At 49.5% G+C, this 661-nt stretch carries 2 tRNA genes and 1 rRNA gene; all 3 read left to right on the forward strand.

Going from position 1 to position 661, the window contains the following annotated elements:
- Window positions 1-110, forward strand: a 16S ribosomal RNA gene (locus F3J45_RS29625); the annotation flags it as partial.
- A 77-nt stretch (window positions 111-187) separates the two neighbouring features.
- Window positions 188-264, forward strand: a tRNA-Ile gene (locus F3J45_RS29630).
- Between the two features lie 6 nt (window positions 265-270).
- Window positions 271-346: transfer RNA gene (locus tag F3J45_RS29635), tRNA-Ala, on the forward strand.
- Window positions 347-661 lie beyond the last annotated feature (315 nt).

The following is a 661-nucleotide window of genomic DNA, read 5'->3' on the forward strand; positions in this document are numbered from 1 at the left end:
AAGTAGCTAGTCTAACCTTCGGGAGGACGGTTACCACGGTGTGATTCATGACTGGGGTGAAGTCGTAACAAGGTAGCCGTAGGGGAACCTGCGGCTGGATCACCTCCTTAATCGACGACATCAGCCTGCTGATGAGCTCCCACACGAATTGCTTGATTCATTGTCGAAGACGATCAAGACCCTATATAGGTCTGTAGCTCAGTTGGTTAGAGCGCACCCCTGATAAGGGTGAGGTCGGCAGTTCAAATCTGCCCAGACCTACCAATATGCGGGGCCATAGCTCAGCTGGGAGAGCGCCTGCCTTGCACGCAGGAGGTCAGCGGTTCGATCCCGCTTGGCTCCACCACTTTTGCTGTACGCGGTACTGCTTGATCAAACTCAGAAATGAGCATTCGCCTCGAATGTTGATTTCTGGCTTTTGTCAGATCGTTCTTTAAAAATTCGGATATGTGATAGAAATAGACTGATGACCAGTTTCACTGCTGGAAATCAGGCTAAGGTAAAATTTGTGAGTTCTGCTCTTAATTGAGCGAAATGCGAATTTTCGGCGAATGTCGTCTTCACAGTATAACCAGATTGCTTGGGGTTATATGGTCAAGTGAAGAAGCGCATACGGTGGATGCCTTGGCAGTCAGAGGCGATGAAAGACGTGGTAGCCTGC

The sequence above is a fragment of the Pantoea sp. Ap-967 genome (assembly GCF_011752565.1).
GTDB lineage: Bacteria > Pseudomonadota > Gammaproteobacteria > Pseudomonadales > Pseudomonadaceae > Aquipseudomonas.